This window comes from Paraburkholderia sp. J63, from assembly GCF_905220245.1.
In the GTDB taxonomy this organism is placed as follows: Bacteria; Pseudomonadota; Gammaproteobacteria; order Burkholderiales; family Burkholderiaceae; genus Paraburkholderia.
Map to the genome: position 1 here is coordinate 17,441 of NZ_CAJMZF010000008.1, position 18,585 is coordinate 36,025.

The 18,585-nt window shown below is 66.3% G+C and carries 17 protein-coding genes; 7 read left to right on the forward strand and 10 right to left on the reverse strand.

Translation table 11 applies throughout. The features are described from left to right. Window positions 1–105: 105 nt before the first annotated feature. From U5775_RS11000 to alr, 3 genes are all read right to left on the reverse strand, one after another. Window positions 106–369: a DUF2866 domain-containing protein gene (locus U5775_RS11000; protein WP_322058172.1), complete on the reverse strand. Its 264-nt coding sequence runs from the start codon at window positions 367–369 to the stop codon at window positions 106–108. 132 nt (window positions 370–501) lie between these two features. Continuing rightward, window positions 502–1,890 carry a DNA repair protein RadA gene (gene radA / locus U5775_RS11005; protein WP_322058173.1) on the reverse strand — a complete coding sequence of 463 codons (1,389 nt, stop codon included), beginning with the start codon at window positions 1,888–1,890 and terminating at the stop codon, window positions 502–504. A 5-nt stretch (window positions 1,891–1,895) separates the two neighbouring features. Continuing rightward, window positions 1,896–2,966 carry an alanine racemase gene (gene alr / locus U5775_RS11010; protein WP_322058174.1) on the reverse strand — a complete coding sequence of 357 codons (1,071 nt, stop codon included), beginning with the start codon at window positions 2,964–2,966 and terminating at the stop codon, window positions 1,896–1,898. Between the two features lie 219 nt (window positions 2,967–3,185). Here alr and lplT point away from each other — a divergent pair, with 219 nt between their 5' ends. Both lplT and thiD read left to right on the forward strand, forming a co-directional pair. Next, window positions 3,186–4,496 (forward strand): lysophospholipid transporter LplT, encoded by a 1,311-nt coding sequence (gene lplT, locus U5775_RS11015; RefSeq protein WP_322058175.1) that lies wholly within the window; start codon window positions 3,186–3,188, stop codon window positions 4,494–4,496. 187 nt (window positions 4,497–4,683) lie between these two features. Then, window positions 4,684–5,490 (forward strand): bifunctional hydroxymethylpyrimidine kinase/phosphomethylpyrimidine kinase, encoded by an 807-nt coding sequence (thiD, locus tag U5775_RS11020; protein ID WP_322058176.1) that lies wholly within the window; start codon window positions 4,684–4,686, stop codon window positions 5,488–5,490. A 28-nt stretch (window positions 5,491–5,518) separates the two neighbouring features. Here thiD and U5775_RS11025 read toward each other — a convergent pair whose 3' ends face one another. Genes U5775_RS11025 through tsaB form a run of 4 tightly spaced genes read right to left on the reverse strand, consistent with a single transcriptional unit; the run spans window position 5,519 to window position 9,057 of the window. After that, window positions 5,519–6,733, reverse strand: a complete 1,215-nt coding sequence (locus tag U5775_RS11025; RefSeq protein WP_322058177.1) for a DUF1853 family protein — start codon at window positions 6,731–6,733, stop codon at window positions 5,519–5,521. Further along, entirely contained in the window at window positions 6,730–7,755 is a 1,026-nt protein-coding gene (locus U5775_RS11030) for a uracil-DNA glycosylase (protein ID WP_322058178.1), read from the reverse strand. The genes U5775_RS11025 and U5775_RS11030 overlap by 4 nt, the downstream gene beginning before the upstream one ends. Beyond that, the gene (gene rimI / locus U5775_RS11035) at window positions 7,742–8,236 is read right to left on the reverse strand and encodes a ribosomal protein S18-alanine N-acetyltransferase (RefSeq protein ID WP_322058179.1); all 495 of its coding nucleotides are present in this window, start codon (window positions 8,234–8,236) and stop codon (window positions 7,742–7,744) included. Before rimI ends, U5775_RS11030 begins: the two co-directional genes overlap by 14 nt. After that, complete coding sequence (tsaB, locus tag U5775_RS11040) at window positions 8,233–9,057, reverse strand: tRNA (adenosine(37)-N6)-threonylcarbamoyltransferase complex dimerization subunit type 1 TsaB (protein ID WP_322058180.1); 825 nt, start codon at window positions 9,055–9,057, stop codon at window positions 8,233–8,235. The genes rimI and tsaB overlap by 4 nt, the downstream gene beginning before the upstream one ends. A gap of 183 nt (window positions 9,058–9,240) precedes the next feature. Between tsaB and U5775_RS11045 the strand changes: the two genes are divergently transcribed. The 3 genes from U5775_RS11045 to aceA all read left to right on the forward strand — a co-directional run bounded on the left by U5775_RS11045 (window position 9,241) and on the right by aceA (window position 13,488). Continuing rightward, on the forward strand, window positions 9,241–9,510 hold the full coding sequence (locus U5775_RS11045) for an acyl-CoA-binding protein (protein WP_322058181.1): 270 nt from the start codon (window positions 9,241–9,243) through the stop codon (window positions 9,508–9,510). A 510-nt stretch (window positions 9,511–10,020) separates the two neighbouring features. Next, window positions 10,021–11,754, forward strand: coding sequence for a DEAD/DEAH box helicase (locus U5775_RS11050; protein ID WP_322058182.1), 1,734 nt, complete (start codon window positions 10,021–10,023; stop codon window positions 11,752–11,754). Between the two features lie 426 nt (window positions 11,755–12,180). Then, window positions 12,181–13,488, forward strand: a complete 1,308-nt coding sequence (gene aceA / locus U5775_RS11055) for an isocitrate lyase (RefSeq protein WP_322058183.1) — start codon at window positions 12,181–12,183, stop codon at window positions 13,486–13,488. A 269-nt stretch (window positions 13,489–13,757) separates the two neighbouring features. Here aceA and U5775_RS11060 read toward each other — a convergent pair whose 3' ends face one another. Together U5775_RS11060 and U5775_RS11065 are read right to left on the reverse strand one after the other, a co-directional pair. Continuing rightward, entirely contained in the window at window positions 13,758–14,192 is a 435-nt protein-coding gene (locus U5775_RS11060; protein ID WP_322058184.1) for a universal stress protein, read from the reverse strand. 204 nt (window positions 14,193–14,396) lie between these two features. Further along, window positions 14,397–15,308, reverse strand: a complete 912-nt coding sequence (locus tag U5775_RS11065; RefSeq protein WP_322058185.1) for a LysR family transcriptional regulator — start codon at window positions 15,306–15,308, stop codon at window positions 14,397–14,399. A 168-nt stretch (window positions 15,309–15,476) separates the two neighbouring features. Between U5775_RS11065 and U5775_RS11070 the strand changes: the two genes are divergently transcribed. Then, on the forward strand, window positions 15,477–16,292 hold the full coding sequence (locus U5775_RS11070; RefSeq protein WP_322058186.1) for a haloacid dehalogenase type II: 816 nt from the start codon (window positions 15,477–15,479) through the stop codon (window positions 16,290–16,292). Between the two features lie 60 nt (window positions 16,293–16,352). Continuing rightward, a complete protein-coding gene (aceB, locus tag U5775_RS11075) occupies window positions 16,353–17,945 on the forward strand; it encodes a malate synthase A (protein ID WP_322058187.1) in 1,593 nt (530 codons plus the stop codon). 119 nt (window positions 17,946–18,064) lie between these two features. Here aceB and U5775_RS11080 read toward each other — a convergent pair whose 3' ends face one another. Then, window positions 18,065–18,466, reverse strand: coding sequence for a gamma-glutamylcyclotransferase family protein (locus U5775_RS11080; protein ID WP_322058188.1), 402 nt, complete (start codon window positions 18,464–18,466; stop codon window positions 18,065–18,067). Window positions 18,467–18,585: the final 119 nt, after the last annotated feature.

The following is an 18,585-nucleotide window of genomic DNA, read 5'->3' on the forward strand; positions in this document are numbered from 1 at the left end:
GTTGAGTGAAATGCAGAAGACGAAAATGGGCGCTTGACGGCTCCGGGGCGGAGCATCAAGCGCCCATTTTCACGATTGACGAATGATTGAGGAGAAAGTGCCGACCTAGCGGCGCGGCAGTGTCTGGCGCGGTGCGCGCTCGTCGTCGTAGAGCACGTGCTTGCGGCCTTCCACATGATGCGCGATGGTGCTGCGCACCTGCGCCGGCGTGACGTTGCCGGCCACCACCTGACGTGAAATGCGGCCGTCGCTGTCGATCCACTCGACGATGCGGCAGCTGCTGCCCCAAGGCTGCAAGAGCGGCTCGGAGACCCGGCAGCCGCGCACGACGATCGAACCAACGCCGATTGACAATTCTGTCTGTTTCAAGTCGCTATCCTTTCCGCTGGATGCGGGGTTGAACATCCGCGCAAGGATAGGGAAATCGCGAAACGAAAAGGTTACAGTGCGTACCAGGGTTGTTACCAATCATTACGCGACAGACCGTGACGCCGCGCCGGCTTACTCCAGCTCGCGCACGCGGTCGATGGCTTCCTCGATCCGCTCCACCGCAAGCACGTTCAATCCCTCGATCGGCTGCTTCGGCGCATTGGCGCGGGGAATCAGCGCACAGGTAAAGCCGAGCTTGGCTGCTTCCTTCAGACGATCCTGGCCGCGCGGCGAGGGCCGGATCTCGCCCGCGAGCCCCACTTCGCCAAAAACGATCAGACCCTTGGGCAACGCCTTGTTACGCATCGATGAGTGAATCGCGAGCAGCACGGCGAGGTCGGCGGCCGGTTCGGTGATCTTCACGCCGCCCACCGCATTGAGAAAAACGTCCTGATCGAAGCAGCCGATGCCCGCATGGCGATGGAGCACCGCGAGCAGCAGCGCGAGGCGGTTCTGCTCCAGTCCGACCGCGAGGCGGCGCGGATTGGGCACCTGAGCCGTATCGACGAGCGCCTGGACCTCCACGAGCAGCGGCCGCGAGCCTTCCTGCGTCACCAGAACGCACGAGCCGGGCACGCTCTGCTCGTGCTGCGAAAGAAACAGCGCCGACGGATTCGCTACGCCGCGCAACCCGCGCTCGGTCATCGCGAACACGCCCAGCTCGTTGACCGCGCCGAAGCGGTTCTTGAACGCGCGCACAAGCCGGAACGACGAATGGGTGTCGCCCTCGAAGTACAGCACCGTATCGACAATGTGCTCCAGCACGCGCGGACCCGCGAGGTTCCCCTCTTTCGTCACGTGGCCGACCATAATGATGGCCGTGCCCGACTGCTTGGCGATGCGCGTGAGCTGCGCGGCGCACTCGCGCACCTGCGCGACGGACCCGGGCGCGGACGTGAGCGCCTCGGAATAGATCGTCTGAATGGAGTCGATCACGGCGACATCGGGCCGTTCGGTCTCGATGGTCGCCTGGATCTTTTCGAGCTGGATTTCGGCGAGCAGTTGCAGCTCGCTCGCCTTCGAACCCGGATCGAGCAGCGCCAGCCGTTGCGCGCGCAACGCGATCTGCGCCGCGGACTCTTCGCCGCTCACATAGAGCGCGCGCCGCTCAGCCGCGATCTGCGCGAGCGACTGCAACAGCAGCGTGGACTTGCCGATGCCGGGGTCGCCGCCGATCAGCACCACGCCGCCCGCGACCAGCCCGCCGCCCAGCACGCGGTCGAACTCGCCCACGCCCGTGGTGAAGCGCGGCACGTCGGACGCTTCGATATCGGCGAGGCGCCGCACCGGCGCGCTCTTCGCGAGCGACTGGAAGCGGTGATTGCCCGCCGGCTCCGCGACGCTTTCCACCAGCGTGTTCCACGCCCCGCACGCAGGGCACTGCCCTTGCCACTTCGGCGCCTGTCCGCCGCATTCGCTACAGATATAGAGCGTCTTCGCCTTCGCCGTGCTTTTTGCCATGAGCGTTATTCCGCCCGCACCGGCACGCGCGGCGCGACCGCGCACATCAGCTCGTAGCCGATCGTGCCGCACGCCTGCGCGACGTCGTCGATCGGCAGGTTCGCGCCCCACAGCTCGACGCGCGCGCCCACGCCCGCACCGGGCACCGGCGTGAGATCGACCGTAAGCATGTCCATGGAGACGCGGCCCACGACGCGCGTGCGCACGCCGTCGACGATCACGGGCGTGCCCTCGGGCGCCACGCGCGGATAGCCGTCCGCGTAGCCGCAAGCCACCACGCCGATGCGCATCGGCAGGCGCGCCGTGAAGATCGAGCCGTAGCCGACGGCCTGGCCTTCGCCAATGGTCTGCGTGGCGATGAGCTCGGAGGCGAGCGTCATGGCCGGCTGCAGCCCGACGCCGTCGAGCGCCGACGCCACGCCGGAGGGCGAGGCGCCATAAAGAACGATGCCGGGGCGCACCCAGTCGAAATGCGATTCGGGATGCCAGAGCGTGGCCGCCGAGTTCGCGAGGCTGCGCGTGCCCGCGATGCCCTGCGCGCCGCGCTCGAACGTGGCCATCTGGTCGGCGATGCCGCGCGGCGTGTCGGCGTCCGAAAAGTGCGTCATCAACGTGATCTGGCCGATGCCGGCGCAGGCGCGCGTGCGCTCCCACGCCGCACGATATTTCTCGGGCGAGTAGCCGAGCCGGTTCATGCCGCTGTTCATCTTGAGCTGGATGTTGACCGGCTTCGAAAGACGCGCCATTTCGAGCATGCGCAACTGCTCGTCGCAATGGACGACGGTGGTGAGGCTGTAGCGGTCGATGACGTCGATATCGGTCGGCCGGAAGAAGCCCTCGAGCAGCAGGATCGGCCCGGCCCAGCCGAGCTCGCGCAGTTTCACGGCCTCTTCGAGGTCGAGCAGGCCGAAGCCGTCCGTGGCGCGCAAGCCGGGGAACGCGCGTGCGAGCCCATGCCCGTAGGCATTGGCCTTGACGACGGCCCAGATTTTCGACTGCGGCGCGTATTTGCGGACGACGGCGAGGTTATTGGCGAGAGCGGCGGTATGAATCGTGGCAGAGAGGGGGCGAGGCATGGGAATTTTTTCGCAAAGACGCTTTCGAATCAGGAGCTTACAGGGTGTTTTCAGCGCCCGGCAGGTCCGCCGGATGGGCGGTCAAGGAATGTGCTAGTCCGAATCCAGCTATTTTCGTGATATAAAGCCCTGCGCACAACCCATTTCGAACGTAATAAGCCCGGATGCCTCCCACCCGTCCGGGGCGGACGGACCGCAGCGAGGAAAGCATCGCATCAGATGAAAAAAGGCTTTTACACCATCATGGCCGCGCAGTTTTTTTCGTCGTTGGCCGACAATGCGCTCCTGATCGCTGCAATTGCACTGCTGAAAGACCTCAACGCCCCGAACTGGATGACGCCGCTGCTCAAGCTGTTCTTCGTCCTTTCCTACGTCGTTCTTGCCGCATTCGTCGGCGCCTTTGCTGATTCCCGCCCTAAAGGCCAGGTCATGTTCATTACGAACACGATCAAGGTCGTGGGCTGCGCCATCATGCTGGCCGGCACGCATCCGCTCTTCGCTTATGGTGTCGTGGGCTTCGGCGCGGCGGCCTATTCGCCGGCCAAATACGGCATTCTCACCGAGCTGCTACCGCCCGAACGCCTCGTCGCCGCCAATGGCTGGATCGAAGGCACCACGGTCGGCTCGATCATCCTCGGCACGGTGCTCGGCGGCGCGCTCATCAGCCCGCACATCGCCGCCCACGTGCTCCGCCACACGCCCGCCTCGATCAGCACGCCCGCCGAAGCCGCGATGCTCGTGATCATGGTCATCTACGTGATCGCCGCGCTCTTCAATCTGCGCATCCCCGACACCGGCGCGCGCTATCCGCGCCAGCAGCACGGGCCGATCCGCCTCATCACCGACTTCGCCGACTGCTTCAACACGCTCTGGCACGACAAGCTCGGCCAGATTTCGCTCGCGGTCACCACGCTGTTCTGGGGCGCGGGCGCCACGCTGCAGTTCATCGTTCTCAAATGGGCCGAAGTGTCGCTCGGCATGTCGCTCTCGGAAGGCGCCGTGCTGCAGGCCGTGGTGGCCGTGGGCGTCGCAGCCGGCGCGATGATCGCCGCCGCGCGCATCCCGCTCAAGAAGTCGCTCTCGGTGCTGCCGGTGGGCATCATGATGGGCATCGCCGTCATGCTCATGGCGTTCTACACGCGCCACCTGTTTCCGCCGCACTGGGGCCTGCGTATCGGCCACATGCACATTCCCGGCTACCTCGTGTTCGCCTATCTGTTCCTGATGGTGGTCGGCGCGCTCTCGGGCTTCTTCGTCGTGCCGATGAACGCGCTGCTCCAGCATCGCGGCCACGTGCTGCTCTCCGCCGGCCACTCGATCGCCGTGCAGAACTTCAACGAGAATCTCTCGGTGCTCGTGATGCTCTGCCTCTACGCCGTGCTCGTCTGGCTCGACGTGCCAGTGACCATCGTGATCGTGCTGTTCGGCACCTTCGTCTGCCTGATGATGTGGCTCGTGATGCGCCGCCACCAGGCCAATCAGCGCTCGTTCGACTCGGTCGCGCTGATCGGCGAAAATCATCGTCATTGAAGCGCGGATTGCGGGTGCGAATGGCGGCTGCGGGCCTCGCCCTGCCGCACACAGCGAATCCGGGCGCGCGAGACCTGAACGCGCCGGCCGCCGCGGGCCTCCACCGTAATCCGTAATCGACTCTTTCCAGCGCCTCGCGCAACGGCGGCCGGCCGGCCCTGAAGCGCGGCGCATTTGCGACGCTGCCATGACCTCACCGATTCCCAATGTCCTCACGATCGCCGGCTCCGATTCGGGTGGCGGCGCAGGCATCCAGGCCGACCTCAAGGCTTTCTCCGCGCTCGGCGCCTATGGCGCGAGCGTCATCACCGCCCTCACGGCGCAGAACACCCGCGGCGTCACCGCCATCCACGCGCCCGATGCGGGCTTCGTCGCGGCGCAGCTCGACGCCGTGTTCGAGGACATCCGCATCGACGCCGTGAAGATCGGCATGCTCGCCAACGCCTCGATCGTGCGCGCCGTCGCCGACGCGTTGCGCCGCTACCAGCCGCCGCGCGTCGTGCTCGACACGGTCATGATTTCGAAGAGCAATCACGCGCTGCTCGCGCCCGAGGCCGTGGCCGCGTTGCGCGAGGAATTGCTGCCGCTCGCGGGCGTCGTCACGCCGAATCTGCCCGAAGCCGCAGCGCTGCTCGGCGTGGCGCCGGCCGCCGACGAAGCCGCGATGGTCGAGCAAGGCGAGGCGCTGCGCGCGCTCGGCGCGCAGGCGGTGCTGATGAAGGGCGGACACCTCGGTGGCGCCGACAGCCCCGACTGGCTGATCGAAGCGGGCGGCACGCTGCGCCTGGGCGGTCCGCGCGTGCCGGTGACGAACACGCACGGCACGGGTTGCACGCTCTCCTCGGCGATTGCCGCGCTGTGGCCGCAACAGGCGACGCTCGCCGATGCCGTCGCGCAGGCGAAGACGTATCTCACGGGTGCGCTCGAAGCGAGCGAGCGGCTCGACGTGGGCCATGGCGTCGGCCCGGTGCATCACTTCTGGCGCTGGTGGTGATTGCGGCGCGGCGTCGTGGGTAACGACGTCATTCGCGCGCGAAGGCTTGTGCGCGCGAAGGCCAGTCGTCGGGGACGATGAAGCCGCGCGAGCGCTCGACGTAGCCGCCTGCGCCATCGGCGACAAAGGCGGCGACCATCGCGGGCTCGTGGGGTCGCGCGAGGCTGGCGAATAGCGTCGCCGCATCGACGGGCGCAGCAATGGCTGTACGATCTGCGAGGGTCGCTTCTTCTCCGTCGCGTCGCCCCGCTCGCGTTCCGCGTCCTCCTCCCTGGCGACCCGACGGCCCTTCCGGTCCCGACGGACTTCCCTCTCCGCTCGGCTGCTGCGCAGACGTGTTGCTGGCCGCACCTTGGCTGTTAGTTGCAAAGTCAGCACGATCTAAAGATTTATCGGTGCGTGGCGTCTCAGCCCCGATGCGCCGAGGCGCAAGCCAGGCAAGCCGAGGCAGCAAGCTCCAGCCATCCACGCCCTCGTGACCGGCAAAATCGGCCCAGTCGGCATGCGTGACCCACCAGCCGCGCCCATGCCGCGCGGCAAGCTCCGGCGGATCGTCCGGCGCTAATCCCGCGCCCTTGCCCGCGCGATAGAACAGCCAGCCCTTCACGAACATCTGCGCGAGCCACGGTCCTTCATAACCGAGCCACGCGAATTCCTCGCGCGCGCTCAGGCGCAGCTGGTGATCGAGCAGATGGGCGAGCTTCAGATCGAAGCGGTCGCGCAGGTTCGGGCCGACGAAATCGGCGAGCCGTGGCGCCACGCCCGCTTCCACGCCTGCATGCAAATAGCACTTCACCGCCAGCTCCCAATGGAGCCGCTGGGCATCGCTCGTTTGCACGAGGAAATCGCACTCGCCGAGCGTGAGGCCCGCGCGCCGCAGCGCGACGTTCGCCGCGACGAGCCGGGGCGCCGGTCCATGCGCGAGATACCAGCCGAGCAGCGCTTCGGCGTAACGGCCGAGGCGCGTAAGACGCGTCGCGTCCAGCACGGCATGCAAGCGCGCAGGATCGTGGTCGAGCTCGGTGAGCCAGGCCGCGGCGGCGCGGGCCTCGTCATCGCCGGCCCACGGCGCGGCAAGCGGCGCATGAGGTTGCGCGCGCAACAAATCGGCGCTAAAGAGCAGCCACGCGAGATCGCGCACCGCGGGATCGCCGAAACGCTCGTAGAGCGCGTCGAAAGGCGGCCCGTCGCTGCGCGCGGCGGACGGGCCGCCGAAGGCGTCTGCGGGCCGCCGCGCGGTCATGGCTTGCCGCCTCCGGCCGCATGCCAGGTGTCGCGGGCGAGGCACAGGTCGGCCCAGGCCTTCGACTTGTCGTGCAGGCTGCGCAGCAAATAGGCCGGGTGATACGAGACGATCACGGGCACGCCTTCGTATTCGTGCACGCGTCCGCGCAGCGAGGCAATGCTGCCCTCGGTCCTGAGCAGGCTTTGCGCCGCAAAGCGCCCGAGCGCGAGGATGATCTTCGGCTTCACGAGCGCCACCTGGCGCTGCAGATAAGGCTCGCAGCGCGCAACCTCGTCCGGCTCCGGATTGCGGTTGCCCGGCGGCCGGCATTTGATGACGTTCGCGATATAGACGTTCTCGCCGCGCGCGAGCGACAACGAACGCAGCATGTTGTCGAGCAGCTTGCCCGCCTGGCCGACGAACGGCTCGCCGAGGCGGTCCTCGTTCTCGCCCGGCGCCTCGCCGATCAGCATCCACTCGGCGTTCCGGTCGCCGACGCCGAACACCGTGTTGGTGCGCTTCTCGCACAGGCGGCATCGCGTGCACGATGCCACACGCTCGGCGAGCGCATCCCAGTCGAGCGTCGCGACGTCGTCGCGCGGGGCGCGCGCAGGCGCCGGATCGTGCGACAGCGACGGCTCGGGCGCAGCATCGAACCACGCGAAATCGTCTTCGGTCAGCGGCGGAGGCTCCTCCGGCCCGGCTTGCCTCGGCTCCGCGGCTGCACGGCCGGCGCGTGCCGGTGACACTGGCGCTTCTGCAAAGGCTTCTGGTTCCGGTGCCTGCGCCACGGCACGCTTCGCAACCGGCTGCGTCGGCACATCCTCTGCGGCTGCGTCGTCCACGCCAACGCGGCCAGTCGGCACCGATTGCGTCACGGACTCAACCGATGACCGTGCAACCGGCGCGGCCATCAATCCGGGCGGCGCATCGGCGGCGCGCTCGTCATCCCGTGCGCCCGCCTGCCCCGCCGCCGCGCCCTTGCGCACCCAGCGCGGCGCGAGGCCGAGCTCCTCCAGCGCGATCTCATCGAGCGGCATCCGCGCCCTCCAGTGCAAAAGTGAAGCGCATCACGATCGCGTCTTCACGGGTGTGATGGCGAGCCGGGTAGTAATTCTTGCGTCGCCCGATGGTGACGAAGCCGAATTGCTCGTAAAGCCGGATCGCCCGATGATTCGACGGCCGCACCTCCAGCAACAGCCCTTCGAGCCGCTGCGCCTGCGCGATGCGCACGCCTTCGCGCAGCAACGCAAGGCCTGCGCCCGCGCCCTGCGCCTGCGGCGCGACGCACAGGTTCAGCAGATGCATCTCGTCGACGACCGGCATGAGCACGCAATAGCCGATCAAGGTCCCCGTCACATGGCGCATGCACAGGCCAAAATAGCCGTTGCGCAGCGAGTCTTCGAAGTTGCCGCGCGACCAGGGGAATTCGTATGCCGATTTTTCGATGACCACGACCTCGTCGAGGTCGCTCTCGGTCATCGGCGAGAGGTAGCGGTCCGTCATCAGCACGCCGCTCATCGTTCGCCTTCGCGGGTGCCGTTCTGTGCCGCGCCCTGCGCAGCCTTCGCGGCCAGGCGCTCGGCCGTGGTCTGCGCGACCTTGTTGCGCACATATTCGGGCGCGGCCTCATCGGCGCGCACGGTACGGCCCGCGCGCAATGCGCGCAGCGCGGCGTGGGCGAGCGGCAGCGCGTGCGGCAGGGCTTCGGCGTCGATGGTGCGCGCCGTCGTCGAGGCAACCAGGCGCGCGCCGAATGCCGCCGCGGCGTTGCCCGCGAGCGTGAACGGCGCGTCGGGCGCGGCGATGGCCTCGGGCGCGTCGAGCGACGCCGGGCTCAGCGTGCACCAGTCGCCGGCGGCCGCGTCCCAGGCGTAGTTGGCCCAATACGCTTCGTCCATGCGCGCGTCGAGCGCCGCGAGCACGCGCGTCGCCGACGGATCGCGCATGCGCGCGCTCTCGGCGCAGACGAGCAGCGTGCTCACGGGAACCACGGGAATGTCGAGGCCGAACGCGAGGCCCTGGGCGACGCCCGTGGCGGTGCGCAGACCGGTGAAGGAGCCGGGGCCCGCGCCGAACGCGATCGCATCGCAGTCGGCGAGCGTGAGTCCCGCTTCGGCCAGCAACTCGCCGATGGCGGGCAGGAGCCGCGTGCTCGAGACGGCGCCGGTCGCTTCGTGGCGCATCCAGACGCGCGGCTCGGGCGGCGCCTCGGCGGCGGAGTCGGCAGCGGAATCGGCGGCGGAGTCGGACGCGGCGCCGGCAGGCGCGGCGGCGCGAAGCAAGGCGACCGAGCAGTATTCGGTCGAGGTATCGAGGGCAAGCAGCACGGTTTCAGTCATGACCGCTATTGTAATGCGCCGCCTTCATGCAGTCGCCGGCCAGGCATGGCCCATGCGTTCACGCGCCCGGCCTCGCCAGAATGGAGCAATGGTTCCAGCCCCATATCGAATACGCTGCGAATGGCGCTGCTACCATCGCCCGAGCTGTCCCGCTATCCCGATTACCCAGTGGAGGAAAAAACAATGAGCGATGTGAACGCCCAATTCGAGCAGGCCCAGCAAGACGTGCAACAACTGCCGGAGCGGCCGGGCAACCTGACGCTGCTGCGCCTGTATGCACTCTTCAAGCAGGCGACCGAAGGCGACGTGCACGGCGACAAGCCGGGCTTCACCGACATCGTCGGCAAATACAAGTACGAGGCATGGGCGGCGTTGCAGGGCACCGCGCAGGACGCCGCGAAGACGCAGTACGTCGAGCTGGTCGAATCGCTCAAGAGCGGCGCTGCGAGCTAACAGGATCGGCGAGAAAGGAACGGCGAGAAGCCACGAAAGCGGCGAAGAAACGGACTGCTGCACCGCACACGGCCCGCGCCACGCGCCGGGCCGCTCGCGATTCGGCTTCATCCTGATCGCGCCCTTTCTCCTTATTGCACCTTGGCAGCCGCCCTTGTCGCGCCTCACACATAGGTGCAAAGACCGCTGGCGCGCTGCAGCAAAACGAGATACAATACGCGCTGCGTTGCGCTCCGGTCGCCTTTGCGATCAGCAAAACGCCTCGTAGCGTTAAGCTCCAATCCAGTTTAGAACCTGTCCCCTCCTGCCATGGCCCTGTTTTTCGGGCCGTCAATATCAGGCTGGCGGCTGGCCAATCCCGGCCTGAACCGCACCCAAAACAGCTTCTAACGAAAAATCCGCCCTTCCGTGGTGCGGATTGCCCCCGTTTTTCGATTTGTTTGCACGATCTAACGACTTGGGTATGCCGATTGGCGCCGACGTTCTATTTCCTGTGTACCAAGGATTTTCATGACTTCGAGCAATACCCAAAGCCCCCTCGACGCGATTGCCAACGACGCCCTCGGTCTCGACGCCGCCGCCGCTTCCCCTGAAGCCGCCGTGCAAGCCGACGAGACGCCCGCAGGCCCGACGTTCGCATCGCTCGGTCTGTCGCCGGAGATCGTCTCCGCGCTGACCGCGGCGGGCTACAAGGCCCCGACGCCCGTGCAGGAACGCGCCATTCCTGCCGCCATCGCCGGCCGCGATTTGCTGGTCTCCAGCCCGACCGGTTCGGGCAAGACCGCTGCTTTCATGCTGCCCGCGATCGAGCGCTTCGCGCAGCTGCAAAAGACGCAAGCCGCTCAACCGCGCGAGCCGCGTCCCCAAGGCCAGCAAGGCCAGGGCGACCGCCGCCAGCGCCGTCCGCAGCCGGTCGCGCGCCCCGGCCTGCTCGTTCTCACGCCCACGCGTGAGCTCGCCATGCAGGTGACCACGGCCGCTTCGACGTACGGCCAGCATCTGCGCCGTCTGCGCACGGTCAGCATTCTCGGCGGCGTGGCCTATGGCCAGCAGCTCATGCTGCTCGCGAAGAACCCCGAGATTCTCGTGGCGACGCCGGGCCGTCTGCTCGATCACCTCGAGCGCGGCCGCATCGACCTGTCCGAACTCAAGATGCTCGTGCTCGACGAAGCCGACCGCATGCTCGACATGGGCTTCATCGACGACATCGACACGATCGTGGCCGCTACGCCCGAAACGCGTCAGACGATGCTGTTCTCGGCCACGCTCGACGGCAAGATCGCGTCGATCACGGGCCGCCTGCTCAAGGATCCGGAGCGTATCGAGATCGTGCGCAAGGTCGAGGCGAACTCGAACATCGCGCAGACCGTGCATTACGTGGACGACCGCGATCACAAGGATCGCCTGCTCGACCATCTGCTGCGCGACGAAAAGCTCGACCAGGCCGTCGTGTTCACGGCGACCAAGATGGACGCCGATCAACTCGCCGGCAAGCTCGCCGACGCCGGTTTCGAAACGGCCGCCCTGCACGGCGACCTGCCGCAAGGCGCGCGTAACCGCACGATCCGTGCGCTGCGCGAGCGCCGCGTGCGCGTGCTCGTCGCGACCGACGTCGCGGCGCGCGGTATCGACATCCCCGGCATCACGCACGTCTTCAATTACGACCTGCCGAAGTTCGCCGAAGACTACGTGCACCGTATCGGCCGTACCGGTCGTGCGGGCCGTTCGGGCATCGCCGTGAGCCTCGTGCATCACGCCGAGCAAGGCGCGCTCAAGCGCATCGAGCGCTTCGTGCGCTCGCCGCTGCCCGTCAACGTGATCGAAGGCTTCGAGCCGCGCAAGGCGCCGCCCGCGAACCGCGGCTTTGGCGGCCGTGGCCGTCCGGGCGGTGGCAACGGTGGTGGCCGTCGCTTCGGTAACGGCAACGGCAAGCCGGGTGGCTATGGCAACCGCGGCGGCGAGCGCAGCTTCGGCGACCGTCCCCAGGGCGAACGCAGCTTTGGCGATCGTTCGAACGGCGGCGAGCGCAACGGCAACAGCAACAGCTGGGGCAACCGCTCGGAAGGCTCGCGCGGCGGCTATGGCCAGCGTGAAGGCGGCTACGGCGCCTCGCGCCGCGAAGGCGGCGGCGGCGATCGTGGCGGCTACGGCCAGCCGCGTGGCGAAGGCTTCGGCCGCTCGCGCGAAGGCGGCTACGGCGCGCGCCGCAACGACGGCCCGCGTGGCGCACGTCGCGACAGCTAAGCCGACGTACGCGGGCGGAACGCAGTTTCCGCTCGCCGACTAACGTCGAAATCAAGGACCGGTGCTTCGTCACCGGTCTTTTTTTGCCCGCAGCCAGGATTTCACGATACGAAAAATTTTTTTGCTTCGTAAAAAATCGTGCTGCGCGGCACAAAGACGCTCATTGCAAGATGGAAAATTGCGTTTCTTATCGCGGAACGAACATCATAAGCTATTGATTTTATTTGATTAAAAAACACGAAAATTCCTCATTGCCTGTCTGTTGCGGGGCGATCGATTTGCCTAGACTCTTATATAAGAGTTCGCGAAACGAAACACCCCGACGCAGTCCTCCAGGTGCCCCCCTTCGCGAAGCTCAGTGGTTCAGCAGTTCCGATCAGCGCTTCATTTATCAGCTCATTTACCCGGTCTACGAAGGAGCACACCATGTCGACTCGTCAACAGCAAGCCCAGCAACTCCAACAGCAATGGGAAACGGATCCGCGCTGGAAGGGCATCAAGCGCAACTACACGGCTGAAGACGTGGTGCGCCTGCGCGGCTCGATCCAGCCCGAGCACACGCTCGCGAAGAACGGCGCCGAAAAGCTCTGGAAGGGCGTGAACACCGAGCCGTTCATCAACGCACTCGGCGCGCTCACGGGCAACCAGGCCATGCAGCAGGTCAAGGCCGGCCTCAAGGCCATCTACCTCTCGGGCTGGCAAGTTGCAGGCGACGCCAACGTCGCCGGCGAAATGTACCCGGATCAGTCGCTCTACCCGGCCAACTCGGTGCCGCAAGTGGTCAAGCGCATCAACAACACGCTCACGCGCGCCGACCAGATCCAGTGGTCCGAAGGCAAGAACCCCGGCGACGAAGGCTACACCGACTTCTTCCAGCCGATCGTGGCCGACGCTGAAGCCGGCTTCGGCGGCGTGCTCAACGCGTTCGAACTGATGAAGGCGATGATCGAAGCGGGCGCCGCGGGCGTGCACTTCGAAGACCAGCTCGCTTCGGTGAAGAAGTGCGGCCACATGGGCGGCAAGGTGCTCGTGCCGACGCGCGAAAACATCGCCAAGCTGACGGCCGCACGTCTCGCGGCCGACGTCTGCGGCGTGCCGACCGTGCTGCTCGCGCGCACCGACGCCGAAGCCGCCGACCTCGTCACCTCCGACATCGACGACAACGACCGCCCGTTCCTCACGGGCGAGCGCACGGTGGAAGGCTTCTTCCGCACGCGTAACGGCCTCGAGCAGTCGATCTCGCGCGGCCTCGCCTATGCGCCGTACGCCGACATGATCTGGTGCGAAACGGGCAAGCCCGATCTCGAGTTCGCGAAGAAGTTCGCGGAAGCGATCCACAAGGAATTCCCGGGCAAGCTGCTCTCGTACAACTGCTCGCCGTCGTTCAACTGGAAGAAGAACCTCGACGACGCGACGATCGCCAAGTTCCAGCGCGAGCTGGGCGCGATGGGCTACAAGTTCCAGTTCATCACGCTCGCGGGCTTCCACTCGCTGAACTACTCGATGTTCAACCTCGCGCACGGCTATGCGCGCCAGAACATGAGCGCGTTTGTCGAGCTGCAGCAGGCCGAGTTCGCCGCCGCCGAAAAGGGCTTCACCGCCGTGAAGCACCAGCGCGAAGTGGGCACGGGCTACTTCGACGCCGTGACGCAGACGGTCGAGCGCGATGCATCGACGACCGCCCTGCACGGCTCGACGGAAGACGAGCAGTTCTTCGACAAGAAAGTGGCGTAAGACCACACGCGGGGGGCGCGTCCCCCTGCCCTTTTCTGGCGCCGGACGCACGGCGCGGCGGCCGGCTCGCATGTCCTTGGCGGGGCGCGCCGGACGCCGCCACCGCCGGACGGGCGCCAGTCATCGCGCGAAAAGCATCACAAGCGCGACGAGGCAAACCAAGGAAGGCGCATGGACATCGGCCGTGCATGTCCATGCGCCGACCGCGGTCCGGGCGAGCGCCCGAAATCAGATCACGAGATCAGGCACGGACCCGCAAGCGGCCGCGCTTAGCGATAGACGATCACCGGAATCTTCGTATGCGTGAGCACGCGCTGCGTCTCGCTGCCGATCAGCAGGCTGCCCAGACCGCGCCGCCCGTGCGAAGCCATGAATATGACGTCGCAGCCGCAATTTTCGGCGGTTTCGATAATGCCGAGGTAAGGCGAAGGATGCACGCTGGTGCAGGTGTCGCACGTGACGCCCACGCTGTGCGCCGCCGCCTCCACTTCCTGCAGATGGATACGCGCCTCCCGCTCGCTGCGGGTCTGAAAATCGCCGGGCAGCTCGATCACGACGTCGGCGTAGGGCGAGTACGGATATTGCGGCAGGCACGCGTAAGCCGTGACGCGGGCGCCCACCGTGCGCGCAAGATCGATTGCGCCGTCGATGGCCTTCTTCGACAGATCGGTGCCGTCGGTCGGCACGAGAATGTGCTTGAACATGGCGCCCTCCGTCCTTCGATATTGATCTGCGGGTCTGGACGCGCTCGCTGACGCGCCACGCGCCAGGAAAAACCCCGCGCCGGGAAGCCCTGAAATCGATTGTAGTGCGCGAATAATCGGCGCACGGCGCGCATGCGGGCATCTCCCCATATCGGAAACGCGGATGAATCCGGCGCTGGCGCCCCATGCCAGTGCGCTGGTCATTCAATCCTGGCCCCAGTAACCCGGCTGACCGTAGGTATGCTTGAGAAAGTCGAGAAAGAGGCGCACGCGCAACGGCAAGTGGCGGCGCTGCGGAAAGACGGCGTGAATGCCGATGGGCGGCGCGGCGTAGGCGTCGAGCACGCTTGCGAGCCGTCCCGCCGCAATGTCCTCCCCGACTTCCCACCACGAGCGCCAGGCCAGGCCATAGCCTTCGAGGCACCATTCGTGGAGCACCGCGCCGTCCGAGCATTCCATCGTGCCGGACACGCGTATCGACACCACTTTGCCGTCCTGCTGAAAGGTCCAGCCGCGCTGCTGGTTGGCGCTGCTCGCGCCGAGCGCGAGACAGTTGTGGCGCGCGAGATCGGCCAGCGTCTCGGGCGCGCCGCGCCGCGACAGATAGGCGGGCGACGCCACGCATACGCGCCGGTTCTCGCCGAGCTTGAGCGAGACCAGCGACGAATCGGGCAGCTCGCCGAGCCGCACCGCGCAGTCGAAACCCTCGTTGACGAGGTCGACGAGCCGGTCCGAGAGGTCGAGCGTGGTCGTCACATCGGGATGCGCGGACGTGAAATCGGGCACGAGCGGCGCGACGTGACGCCGGCCAAAGCCGGCCGGCGCGGAGACGCGCAGGTGCCCGCTCGCCTTCACGCCGCCCGCGGAGACGCTGGCCTCGGCGTTCTGCATGTCGTGAATGATGCGCTGGCAGTCTTCGAGGAACGCCGAGCCCTCGAAGGTCAGCGTAATGCGCCGCGTGGTCCGCACGAAGAGCTTCACGCCGAGCCGCTCTTCGAGCGCGTCGATGCGACGGCCGATGATCGCGGGCGCGACGCCCTCGGCCTGCGCCGCCGCGGAAAGGCTGCCCTTCGCGGCGACATTGACGAAGGTTTCGATTTGTTTGAAGCGATCCATCGGAAAACGAGAAAAACAGAATTACAGAACGCGCTTGATGGCAAAAATCTGCCTGATCGTCAGATTAGGTGGGTAAAAGTAAAAGATCAAGTGATCATTCCCGTCTTTTTCCGTGTGGGGGCTCATGAATACAATTCAACCCGACCTCTGATGATGGAGTGCAAGGCTATGTCGGCCAGAACGACACCCACTGCGACACCCGGCACGGCACAATCCGCGGCACCGCGATTTCCCAAGGCTGTGATCTTCGATGCGTACGGCACGCTCTTCGACGTGCATTCGGTCGTCGCGGTAGCCGAGCAGATGTTCCCCGGCCACGGTGACGCGCTCTCGCAGCTCTGGCGCGCCAAGCAGATCGAATACACGCAGTTGCGCACGCTCTCGGACCCCGCTGGCGCGCGCTATCGCCCCTTCTGGGACATCACGCTCGACGCGCTGCACTACGCGGCGCGGCGCCTGAACCTGTCGCTCTCGGGCGCGGGCGAAAAGCGTCTGATGGACGAGTACACCTGCCTCTCGGCCTTCCCCGACGTGCTGCCCGTGCTGCGCCGCCTGCGCGAGCCCGGCACGGACGGCACGCGCCTCGGCCTCGCCATCCTCTCGAACGGCAACCCGCAGATGCTCGACATCGCGGTGAAGAGCGCCGGCATGAACGGCCTGTTCGATCACGTACTTTCGGTCGACGCCGTGCGCGCCTACAAACCGGCCACGGCCGCGTATGCGCTCGGCACGGCCGCGTTCGACGCCGCGCCGCGCGACATCGTGTTCGTTTCGTCGAACGGCTGGGACGCCGCGGGCGCCGGCTGGTTCGGCTACACCACATTCTGGATCAACCGCCAGCGACTGCCCGCCGAAGAACTCGGCGTGCCGCCGCACGGTACCGGCGGCGGCATGGCAGAACTCGCCGCCTTTCTCGAAACCGCTGTGCCTGCAGAGCGAAGCCGCCCCGCGCCCCAGCCCGGGCGCGCGACGAAATCGTCCTGACCGGCACGGCTATTACAACCAACCACATTCAAAGTCTGACCGACCAAGGAGCAAGCAATCATGGCGAACACGTTGCAACTGCCGCAAGGCATGCAGATCACCGGTGAAATCAAGCCCGGCTTCGAAACGATCCTTACGCCCGAAGCACTCGAACTCGTCGCGAAGCTGCACCGCGCGTTCGAGCCGCGTCGGCAGGAACTGCTCAAGGCGCGCGTCGAACGCACGAAGCGCCTCGACGCCGGCGAGCGCCCCGACTTCCTCCCGGAAACGAAGTCGATCCGCGAAGGCGACTGGAAGATCGCGCCGCTGCCGAAGGATCTCGAATGCCGCCGCGTCGAAATCACGGGCCCGGTCGAGCGCAAGATGATCATCAACGCGCTGAATTCCGGTGCGGACTCCTACATGACCGACTTCGAGGACTCGAACGCGCCGGGCTGGGACAACCAGATCACGGGCCAGCTCAACCTCAAGGACGCCGTGCGCCGTACCATCTCGCTCGAGCAGAACGGCAAGACCTACAAGCTCAACGACAAGACCGCCACGCTGATCGTGCGTCCGCGCGGCTGGCACCTCGACGAAAAGCACGTGACGGTCGACGGCCAGCGCGTCTCCGGCGGCATCTTCGACTTCGCGCTCTATCTGTTCCACAACGCCAGGGAACTGCTCTCGCGCGGCACCGGCCCGTACTTCTATCTGCCGAAGATGGAAAGCCACCTCGAAGCGCGCCTGTGGAACGACATCTTCGTCGCGGCGCAGGAAAGCGTGGGCATCCCGCGCGGCACGATCCGCGCCACGGTGCTGATCGAAACGATCCTCGCCACGTTCGAGATGGACGAAATCCTCCATGAACTGCGCGAACACAGCTCGGGCCTGAACGCCGGCCGCTGGGACTACATCTTCTCGGCAATCAAGAAGTTCAAGAACGACAAGGACTTCTGCCTCGCGGAGCGCTCGCAGATCACCATGACGGTGCCGTTCATGCGCGCCTATGCGCTCGAACTGCTCAAGACCTGCCACAAGCGCAATGCGCCGGCCATCGGCGGCATGAGCGCGCTGATCCCGATCAAGAACGACGCCGCGGCGAACGACAAGGCCATGGGCGGCGTGCGCTCGGACAAGGCGCGCGACGCCACCGACGGCTACGACGGCGGCTGGGTGGCTCACCCGGGCCTCGTGCCCATCGCGATGGAAGAGTTCGTGAAGGTGCTCGGCGACAAGCCGAACCAGATCGGCAAGCAGCGCCCCGACGTCAACGTGACGAGCAAGGACCTGCTCGACTTCCGTCCCGAAGCGCCGATCACCGAAACGGGCCTGCGCAACAACATCAACGTGGGCATCCACTACCTGGGCTCGTGGCTCGCAGGCAATGGCTGCGTGCCGATCCACAACCTGATGGAAGACGCCGCCACCGCGGAAATTTCGCGTGCGCAAGTCTGGCAGTGGATCCGCTCGCCCAAGGGCAAGCTCGACGACGGCCGCAAGGTCACGGCCGAGCTCGTGCGCGAACTGATCCCGCAGGAACTCGACAAGGTGAAGGCCTCGGTCGGCGGCAATACGAAGCCGTACGAGCGCGCTGCGCAGATCTTCGAAGAAATGTCGACGTCGGAGAACTTCGTCGACTTCCTGACGCTGCCGCTCTACGAAGAGATCTGATCGTTCGTTCTGCTTGACGATTAGTCGATGAAAAAGGCCCGGCGGATTCACTCCGCCGGGCCTTCGTGTTTCTGCGCCGCGTGCTTGCGCAGCGCGCGTGTTCGAAGTGTGTGGCGTGTCTAGCGCCCAAGACGGTGCGCGACCCAGTCGCCGCCGTGAATCTGCGGACGCCCTTTCACCGCGTGATGCGCGACCGGATAGAACAGGCATTCGAGCCGTTCGCCCGCCACTTCCAGATTCACCCTCTGCGAGACGAACAGGCCATCGACGCCGGGATAGACCTGCTCGATTTCGTCGAGCACGGCCACGAGCGCATCGTCGACCTCGTAGACGTCACCGACCACCATCTCGGCCTGCGCATCGACCACCATCCCCGGATACGTTCCGAAGTCGAACAGACGGCCCGCCACCGCCGTGCGGCCGATGAGACGCGGCTGCCCGATCGCATGGCGCGCCGCCGCGAGATTGATGTCGTTGATCTCGCCCGCGCGCAGCGTGCCGTAGATGAATACGTACTTCATGGCTTGTGCTCCTTGCTCCTGATTGCCTGTTGCCGATACCTCGTGCGGCGAGCGGGCCGTAGGGCCGGCCGCTCGCCTCATCGCCGGGAGGACGTCGTCCAGAATGCGCCCAATATGCG